This is a genomic window from Holdemania sp., from assembly GCF_986127675.1.
Map to the genome: position 1 here is coordinate 20,850 of NZ_CFQZWI010000030.1, position 8,559 is coordinate 29,408.

The 8,559-nt window shown below is 52.7% G+C and carries 12 protein-coding genes; 11 read left to right on the plus strand and 1 reads right to left on the minus strand.

What is annotated here, in order from left to right:
• Positions 1–111: 111 nt before the first annotated feature.
• A complete protein-coding gene (locus AC5OW4_RS06570) occupies positions 112–717 on the plus strand; it encodes an L-threonylcarbamoyladenylate synthase (protein WP_072683262.1) in 606 nt (201 codons plus the stop codon).
• A 41-nt stretch (positions 718–758) separates the two neighbouring features.
• Positions 759–1,205, plus strand: a complete 447-nt coding sequence (gene rpiB, locus AC5OW4_RS06575) for a ribose 5-phosphate isomerase B (protein WP_072683263.1) — start codon at positions 759–761, stop codon at positions 1,203–1,205.
• Positions 1,206–1,325: 120 nt separating this feature from the next.
• Here rpiB and AC5OW4_RS06580 read toward each other — a convergent pair whose 3' ends face one another.
• On the minus strand, positions 1,326–2,939 hold the full coding sequence (locus AC5OW4_RS06580; protein WP_195395243.1) for a putative manganese-dependent inorganic diphosphatase: 1,614 nt from the start codon (positions 2,937–2,939) through the stop codon (positions 1,326–1,328).
• A 413-nt stretch (positions 2,940–3,352) separates the two neighbouring features.
• Between AC5OW4_RS06580 and upp the strand changes: the two genes are divergently transcribed.
• The 9 genes from upp to AC5OW4_RS06625 form a co-directional block, all read left to right on the plus strand.
• Entirely contained in the window at positions 3,353–3,973 is a 621-nt protein-coding gene (upp, locus tag AC5OW4_RS06585) for a uracil phosphoribosyltransferase (protein WP_072683265.1), read from the plus strand.
• The gene (locus AC5OW4_RS06590; protein ID WP_295770772.1) at positions 3,973–4,158 is read left to right on the plus strand and encodes an AtpZ/AtpI family protein; all 186 of its coding nucleotides are present in this window, start codon (positions 3,973–3,975) and stop codon (positions 4,156–4,158) included. Before upp ends, AC5OW4_RS06590 begins: the two co-directional genes overlap by 1 nt.
• Positions 4,159–4,167: 9 nt before the next feature.
• Positions 4,168–4,521 (plus strand): hypothetical protein, encoded by a 354-nt coding sequence (locus tag AC5OW4_RS06595; RefSeq protein WP_195395245.1) that lies wholly within the window; start codon positions 4,168–4,170, stop codon positions 4,519–4,521.
• Positions 4,514–5,239, plus strand: coding sequence for a F0F1 ATP synthase subunit A (locus tag AC5OW4_RS06600; protein ID WP_195395246.1), 726 nt, complete (start codon positions 4,514–4,516; stop codon positions 5,237–5,239). The genes AC5OW4_RS06595 and AC5OW4_RS06600 overlap by 8 nt, the downstream gene beginning before the upstream one ends.
• Positions 5,240–5,258: 19 nt before the next feature.
• On the plus strand, positions 5,259–5,489 hold the full coding sequence (atpE, locus tag AC5OW4_RS06605) for an ATP synthase F0 subunit C (protein WP_006057958.1): 231 nt from the start codon (positions 5,259–5,261) through the stop codon (positions 5,487–5,489).
• A 41-nt stretch (positions 5,490–5,530) separates the two neighbouring features.
• The gene (atpF, locus tag AC5OW4_RS06610; RefSeq protein ID WP_072683269.1) at positions 5,531–6,055 is read left to right on the plus strand and encodes a F0F1 ATP synthase subunit B; all 525 of its coding nucleotides are present in this window, start codon (positions 5,531–5,533) and stop codon (positions 6,053–6,055) included.
• On the plus strand, positions 6,036–6,578 hold the full coding sequence (locus AC5OW4_RS06615) for a F0F1 ATP synthase subunit delta (RefSeq protein ID WP_295770765.1): 543 nt from the start codon (positions 6,036–6,038) through the stop codon (positions 6,576–6,578). The genes atpF and AC5OW4_RS06615 overlap by 20 nt, the downstream gene beginning before the upstream one ends.
• A gap of 4 nt (positions 6,579–6,582) precedes the next feature.
• Positions 6,583–8,103, plus strand: a complete 1,521-nt coding sequence (gene atpA, locus AC5OW4_RS06620; protein ID WP_072683271.1) for a F0F1 ATP synthase subunit alpha — start codon at positions 6,583–6,585, stop codon at positions 8,101–8,103.
• 3 nt (positions 8,104–8,106) lie between these two features.
• The coding region (locus AC5OW4_RS06625) for a F0F1 ATP synthase subunit gamma (protein ID WP_493676795.1) at positions 8,107–8,559 on the plus strand (453 nt) is incomplete at its 3' end.

Here is an 8,559-nt window from a genome sequence, read left to right on the forward strand (position 1 = left end):
TCCCCGGATCGGTAAAAAGTTGAGAAAATTCAGGAGTTTCCGATGGGAACAGGGTTGTAAGATCATGAAATTCCGATATAATGAATCTGGAAAAAGAAATCAGGTGAAATTATGGAAACACAGCGTTTAACTAAGAAGGACAGCGCTCAAATTGTAGAAATTTTAAACCGCGGCGGCGTCGTGGCTTTCCCAACCGATACCGTTTACGGATTGGCCGTTCGTTATGACCTGAAAGAAGCAATCCTGAAAATGAAGGAAGCGAAACAAAGACCGGAAACCAAGCCGTTTCCGATGATGGTTTCGTCGAAAGCCCAGATTGAACGGGTTGCCGTTACCGACGCGCGGTCGCAGAAATTGATCGACCACTGGATGCCTGGGGCCTTGACGCTGGTGTTTAAGAAAAGACCGGAAGTTGACGAATTGGTGACCAATGGATTCCCGACGATTGGAATCCGGATGCCGGATGATGAGTTTGTTTTGGAAATCATCAATCGCGTCGGTGTTCCCCTGTTAGTGCCGAGCGCCAATTTAAGCGGACAACCGTCGTGTACAACGTCGGAAGAAGTGCTGAAGCAGCTGGATGGCCGGATTGACGCGGTCGTTCTGGGCGAAAGCGGCGCGAGTACGGCCAGCACGGTCTGCGATACGACCGGCGATGAGCTGAAAATCTTACGGCAGGGACCAATTAAGCTGGAAGATCTGAAAGCTTCAATTTAAGGATTTAACAGGCAAAAAAAATAAGAAAAGGAGCGGTGAAGATGAAAATTGCAATGGCTTGTGATCATGGCGCTTATAAGAATAAGGAAGCGCTGAAAGCAAAATTGATTCAGGAAGGTTACGAGGTTGAAGATTTCGGATGTTTCAGCGAGGAAAGCATCGACTATCCGAAAGTGGCTTATCCGTGCGCGAAAGCGGTTGCGGAGGGAAAAGCGGACCGCGGCATCGTCATGTGCGGCACAGGGATTGGCGTCAGCATCGTCGCGAATAAAGTGCCGGGCATCCGCTGCGCGCATGTGCATGATCTGGAAACCGCGAAGCTGACCCGCGAGCATAATGATTCCAATGTGCTGGCAATGGGCGGACGGATTATCAGCCAGGAGCTGATCGAACAGATTGCCGAGGTTTGGCTGACGACGCCGTTTTCCAACGAAGAGCGGCATCAGCGCCGGATTGATCAGATTGCGGAATTAGAAAAGAAAGCGTAATTTCAAGCTCAGTAAAAAACGATCGTTCATTTCTGATAAGAAAATGACAACGATCGTTTTTTTTATGATTCATATAAGTCAGACGGTTCTCATCGAAGCGCTGCTTTTTTACAATGGACCTTATTTGTTCAGCGTGTCGATCACAACCGGCAGCACCTGCTTCTTCCGCGAGATGAAGCCCGGCGCAAAACCGCCCGTCAGCACCGTCTTAAACCCTTCCTCGATGACCCAGCCTTTTTTCCCCGTATACAGGAAATGCGAGCCGGAACCTTTCGGATCCGTGAATAAGATCAACAACAGATCGTAATGATGCTGCAGATTCTGCTCTTCCAGATACGCCAGAAAATCCGGCTTGATCTGTAAATATTCGTCCGGGCAGCGGCACACAACCTGTCCGATCGCCACCTTGCTGTCCTGAATCCGGAACTCCTTGAAATCCTCATACATCAATTCCTGGAACGATTTGTTCATCAACGAATCCGATGTTCCGACCAACTCCTCGGACAAGGTCTGCCGGTCAACGCCGGAAATCTGCGCCAGCTTCTCCGCGGTGAGGCGATCGATCTCGGTTGTGGTCGGCGATTTCAAATTCATGGTATCCGAAAGCAATCCGGCTAACAAAACCCCGGCGATCTGCGCGGGAATCTCAAGCTGATGCTGCTCATAGAGATTGGCGACGATCGTGCAGGTGGAGCCGACGATCTGGTTCACAAACGAGATCGGACTCTGCGTTTCAATCCCGCCTAAACGATGATGATCGACAATCTCGATGATCTCCGCAAATTCCAGATCATGAATACTCTGTTCTTTTTCATTATGATCGACTAAAATCAGCTGTTTCTTCCGATAATTAAATAAGTGGTACCGGGAGATCGCTCCGATCACTTCCTCTTTTTCATTGACGACCGGATAGGTGCGGAAGCGCGTCTTCGCAATCCGCTGGCTGGCCCCGTCGACCGTCTCGCTGTTCCGGAATACGACCACATCCCGGGTCATGACCTCCTCAACGCTGGGACTCTGGAAAATGCTGTGCGCCACCGTGATCGCACTGAGCGGCGTATGCAGAATGGAAACCTGTTCCTGTTTCGCCATCTCCAATGTGATCGAATCCACCCAGTTCTCACCGCAGATCAAAATCAACGACGCTTTCTGGCGGATCGCCGAACGCTGTACCTCCGGGTTGTTCCCGACGATCACGATCGTGCCTGCTTCGATGTTGCTGTTCTGACCTAAAGAAGGCATCAGATGAACTTTTCCATTCGGATGAAACGGCGCTTCATGAAGCAGGGAAGCCCGCGTGGTTTTCAAAATGTTGGCTAACGGCACCCGGCTCATCAGATCCTCCAACGCCTCCTCGTCCGCCGTCCACAGATTCGTCAGATCGGAAACCGAGACAATGCCCTCCAGATGATGCTTTTTGTCCACGACAAAGATCCCTTTGTTTTTCCGGGACAGGATCGCATCAAGCGCTTCCTTCATCGTCGTGTCCTTGCTTAAAAGCATCGCTTCGTCCATGTCGATTTCCGCCAGCGTGCATTTGGCGCTCGTCAAAAGCATCGGCACCGGCAGCTGGAAACGGTCCAGGATGTATAAAGTTTCCTTGTTGACCGCGCTGAGCCGGGCCGCCACGGTGTTGAGACCCAGCTTGTTTTTCAGCGCTGAATAGGCGATCGCCGCACAAATCGAGTCGGCGTCAGGATTTTTATGACCAATCACATATACAGGTTTATCCATAGTTTATCCTCACTGACTTCATCATAGCGAAGTTTTTCTGGAAAAACAAGGTCGATTTATGACCGCTTCCCTGCAGATTGCTCAAAGTTTGCGGGCATTGGCAGTTTTCTAGCGCTGATCCGCAGTTTCCTTCGCCTGAAACTGGGACTCTGGCTGCGTTCATGAGGACAAAACAGCATTCTGAAATGAAGATCAGCCTTGTCCAGACGTTGACAAAACAGGGTGGTTTGTCCGCTTTTCCGACATATTATTTTGTTTGTCTATGTTCGCAAGGCCGGGCTTTTGCGTATAATAACACCCGAAAAGGAGGTCGTGCGAAAACTCACGAGAAAGTGAGCTGGAATCCTTTGTATTTTGATCAGGGTCAATGGTATAATAACCGTGATAACGCTAACAGAATAAGGAGAGAGCTTATGTTGAAAGTATTGAATCACCCGCTGATCACACACAAGCTGGCCCAGATGCGCAAGGTGGAAACCGGAACCAAGGATTTCCGTCAGAATCTGGATGAAATCGCCGGGTTGATGGCGTATGAAATCTGCCGCGATCTGCCGACCAGACCGGTGACGATTCAAACGCCGATCTGCGAATGCCAGACGGAAGAACTATCCAAGGAAATTGTTCTGATTCCGATCCTGCGCGCCGGGCTGGGGTTAGTCAACGGCATCACCGATCTGATTCCGACCGCCAAGGTTGGATTTATCGGTCTGTACCGCGATGAAGAAACCTTGCAGCCGCACGAATATTTTGCCAAGTTCCCCAACACGATGCCGGACGCCGTGAATATGGTGCTGGATCCGATGCTGGCGACCGGCGGATCTGCCGTTGCGGCGATCGACATGATCAAAAAACGCGGCGCCAAAACGATTAAGCTGGTCTGTCTGGTCGGCGCGCCGGAAGGCGTCAAAGCCGTTGAGGAAGCGCATCCGGACGTCGATATCTATCTGGCCGCGCTGGATGATCACTTAAATGAAAAAGGCTACATCGTTCCGGGTCTGGGCGATGCAGGCGACCGGATCTTCGGCACGCGTTAGTGAAAGGCCTTGTTCAGGCGATGACGCTGGGCTTCACTATCGTCGTTTCCATTCTGGCGCCGACGCTGGTCGGACTGGCGCTGGATCATGTCTGCGCCGTCCGCCCCTGGGGCACGGTCGGCGGAATTGTCTGCGGCGCGTTCTGCGCGTTCGGGGCTTTGTGGCAGCTGACAAAAACAAAGTAAGGAAAACGTATGCGTAAACAAGCCATTTCTATCGCGCTGGTTGTATCGGGCCTGATCGTGCTGACCGGCGTCTTCACCGATTGGCGGATTGCGTCCGGCTACGTCTTCGGCGCAATGATTTCCGCACTGCTGTACTGGCGCACGACGATGTTCTGCGATCAGGTTCTTGATCAGCAGGCAGCCGGGAAAATCGGCCTGATCGGCCATTTCCTGTTCAGCTATCTTCTGATGGCGCTGCCGTTGTTGATCGCGGCGCTGGCGCCCGAGGTGTTCAATATCTTCGCGGCGGCCGGCGGTCTGTTTCTGATGAAATTTGTTCTGATTCTTGATTCTGTTTTAGAAAGGAGGGAAAAAGATGGGTAAACCGCTGCACCTGACGATCCAATCGGATGTCTTCGTCATTCTGGGCGTCACTATCCTGTTGTGTCTGGCCGTCATCGCGCTGTCGAAGAAAATCGACAAGACCGATCCGCTGGCCAAACCGCACGGGCTGGTCCTGTTGGCAATCATGCTGGTGGAAACGCTCGATAACCAGGTGAAGGACAATGTCGGACCCCGGATCGCTAAAAATCTGTCGCCGTATGTCACGACGATTGCGATTTACATCTTTTTAAGCAATATTCTGGGCCTGTTCGGCTTCTCTTCTCCCACAGGCAATTACAGCGTCACGCTGATGCTGACGATCATCACGTGGGTGCTCGTCCAGATCGCGCAGCTCAAAGCCGGCGGCTTCAAGGCGTACATGCATTCGTTTATCGAACCGATTCCGGTCTTTCTGCCGATGAATATCTTCGGCAAATTCTCGACGTTGCTGTCGATGTCGCTGCGTCTGTTTGGCAACGTGCTGTGCGGAGGCATTATCATGTCTCTGGTTTACAGCTTTACGTCATGGTGCTCGACCGCTTTAATCAATTTTATTGTTCCCGTCGGATCGGCGATCAACTTCATCGCTCCGATTCTGACCCCGGCGCTGCATTTCTACTTTGATTTGTTCGCCGGATTTATCCAGACCCTGATCTTCATTACCCTGACGATGGTCTTTATCGGCAATGAAGTTCCGGACGAGATGAAAAAAGCATAACTATTAGGAGGAAAAAATTATGGATATCGCAAAAGGTTTAATCGCAATCGGCGCCGGTCTGGCTGTTATGACCGGTATGATGACAGGTATTGGTGAAGGTTTCGTCGCCGGCAAGGCCGTTGAGGCGATCGGCCGCAATCCGGAAGCGGAAGGCAAAATTCGTTCGACGATGATTCTGGGTATCGCGCTGTCTGAAACCTGCGCCATTTACGGTTTGTTGGTAGCGATCCTGCTGATCTTCGTCTTCTAAACCAGACACGTGTACGAAAACGATAGAGCAGGAGGGAAGATATGATTGAGATAGATGTAATCGGCCAACTGCTTCCCAATCCGATTACGATGCTGACGCAGCTGTGTTCCACGCTGGTGCTGTTTCTGGTCATTAAGAAATTTTTGTGGAAGAGCATCACCGGTATGCTGGACAGGCGCGCCGAAAAGATGCAGGAGGAGCTGACCGCCAGCGAGCAGGCCCGCCAACAGGCGCAGCAGGATCGCGAAAACGCCCGTCAGGAATTGAAGGAAGCGGTAACCCGTTCTCAGACGATGATTGAAAAGGCGACGGTGGAAGCCAAGAGCGTGCGCGAAGAAATTGTGCGCAAAGCAAAAACGGAAGCCGATGATCAAATTATCCGGGCGCGCGGCCAGATTGAGTTGGAGCGCTCGCAGATGCAGAGTGAAATCCATCGGGAAATGGTCGAAGTCGCAATGAGCGCCGCGGAGAAGCTGATCGGAGAAAAGAGCATTGAGGCCGGCGATCGTCAGGCTGTCGATCAATTTGTAAAGGAAGTAAGCGCGTATGGCCAGTCAGGTCGCTGAACGGTATGGCGAAGCGCTGTTTGAGCTGGCAAAGGAAAGCGGCGAACTGGTCCGCTGGGGACAACAGGCCCGCTGCTTAGCGGCCATCGTGGAAGAAAATCCGCAGCTGCTTGATTTTTTCAACGCGGTGAAGATCAGCGCGGAAGAAAAAAAACAGATGGTGAACACCCTGTTTGCCGGGCGGATCGACGTCATGTTCATTCATTTCCTCGATTTGCTGATCGACAAGAAACGAACGAAGCATGCCGTTGAGATTCTCCGCCAGTTTATCAGTCTGGAAAACGCCGAGCGCGGCGTGGCGGAAGGCATTGTCTATTCCGCGCGCAAATTGGCGAAGGAAGACGTGGAGCGCATCGAACAAGCGATGGCGAAGCGGCAGGGACAGAATCTGGAACTGACCAACCGGGTCGATCCGCGGTTGATTTCCGGCATGAAAGTCGTGATCGGCAACGAAGTGATCGACGGCTCCATGAAATCAAAAATTGAATCACTGAAAAGTGAACTGTTGAAGGAAAGCAGGTGAGAGAATGAGTTTAAGACCTGAAGAAATCAGTGCGCTGATCAAAGAACAGATCAAGCACTATGAAGATAAAATTCAGTCGAACGACGTCGGCTATGTCATTCGTGTCGGCGACGGCATCGCGCTGATTCAGGGATTGGACAAAGCGATGTCCTCCGAGCTGCTGCTGTTCCCGCATGATGTTTACGGCATGGTGCTGAACTTGGAAGAAGACCATGTGGGCGCAGTATTGCTGGGCGATGACACGCTGATTAAAGAGGGCGACGAAGTCAAACGCACCGGCCGGATCGTCGAGGTTCCGGTTGGGGACGGCATGCTGGGACGCGTCGTCAACGCATTAGGCCAGCCGATTGACGGCAAAGGCCCGATTGCCAGCGACAAGACCCGTCCGGTAGAACGGGTAGCGCCGGGCGTTATGACGCGGAAAAGCGTGCATCAGCCGTTGATGACCGGCTTGAAGATCATCGACTCCATGATTCCGATCGGCAAAGGCCAGCGTGAGCTGATCATCGGCGACCGTCAGACCGGCAAGACGGCGATCGCGGTCGATACGATTCTGAACCAGAAGGGACAGGACGTCTATTGTATTTATGTGGCGATCGGTCAGAAGGCCAGCACTGTCGCGCAGATTATGGAAAAACTCCGTCAGCACGACGCGATGGACTACACGACGATCGTTGCGGCGACGGCCAGTGAAATGGCGCCGCTGCAGTATCTGGCCCCGTATGCCGGCTGCGCGATCGGCGAGGAATGGATGGAACAGGGCAAAGATGTCCTGATCATCTATGACGACCTCTCCAAACACGCGGTCGCTTACCGCACCATGTCGCTGCTGTTAAGAAGACCACCGGGACGTGAAGCGTATCCGGGGGACGTTTTCTATCTGCATTCCCGTTTGTTGGAACGGGCGGCGAAGCTGAACGACGAGCTGGGCGGCGGTTCCCTGACGGCGCTGCCGATCATCGAAACCCAGGCCGGCGATATTTCGGCGTACATTCCGACCAATGTCATTTCGATTACCGACGGTCAGATTTTCTTGCAGACGGAACTGTTCAACGCCGGCGTGCGGCCGGCCGTCGACAGCGGCTTGTCCGTATCCCGTGTCGGCAGTGCGGCGCAGACCAAAGCGATGAAGCAGGTTTCCGGCTCGCTGAAGCTGGATTTGGCCCAGTATCATGAAATGCTGAGCTTCTCTCAATTCGGTTCCGACCTGGATCCGGTGACCAAGGCGACGATCGACCACGGCGCACGGCTGACTGAGCTGTTAAAGCAGGGCCAGTATTCTCCGCTGACGATGAGTCAGCAGGTCTTGTCGCTGTTTGCCGCGAAGAACGGGTATCTCAAAAATGTACCGGTTGAACAGATCAAGGGCTTCGAGGAAGGCATGCACAAGTTCTTTGCTCAGGATAAAGCCGATCTGATCGCCCGGATTGAATCGGAAAAGAAGATCGACGCCGATCTGGAAACCGCGCTGAAACAGGCGATGGACGAATATCTGCAGCAGTTTCAGCTGATCAGTGGGATGTAATCCATGGCGCAGGGAAAGCAAGCGTTAAAGGGACGCATCCGTTCCGTCAGCGCCACCCGGAAAATCACCAGCGCGATGGAACTGATCGCCAACGCCAAGCTGCAGAAACAGCGTGTGCAGATGGAAAAGAACCGGGAATACGCGGATACACTGCGCCAGATCGTCAGTCAGATTCTGGCGAACAACCCGGAAAGCGAATGCGTTTATTTAAAGAAAAATCAATCGCCGCGCACGCTGACGTTCATGTTCACCTCGGACATGGGCTTGTGCGGGGCATACAACGCCAACCTGCTGCGGATGGCCGGCGAAGTTCTGGATCCGCAGGATCCAATGATCGTGATTGGAACCAAAGGCACAAGCACGCTGCGGCAGAAGGGATTTAATCTGATCCGCGAGCCGATCGGCTCCGATCATGTTGATTTCAGATCGGAAGAGCGTCGTGTAGGGAAAGAGTGT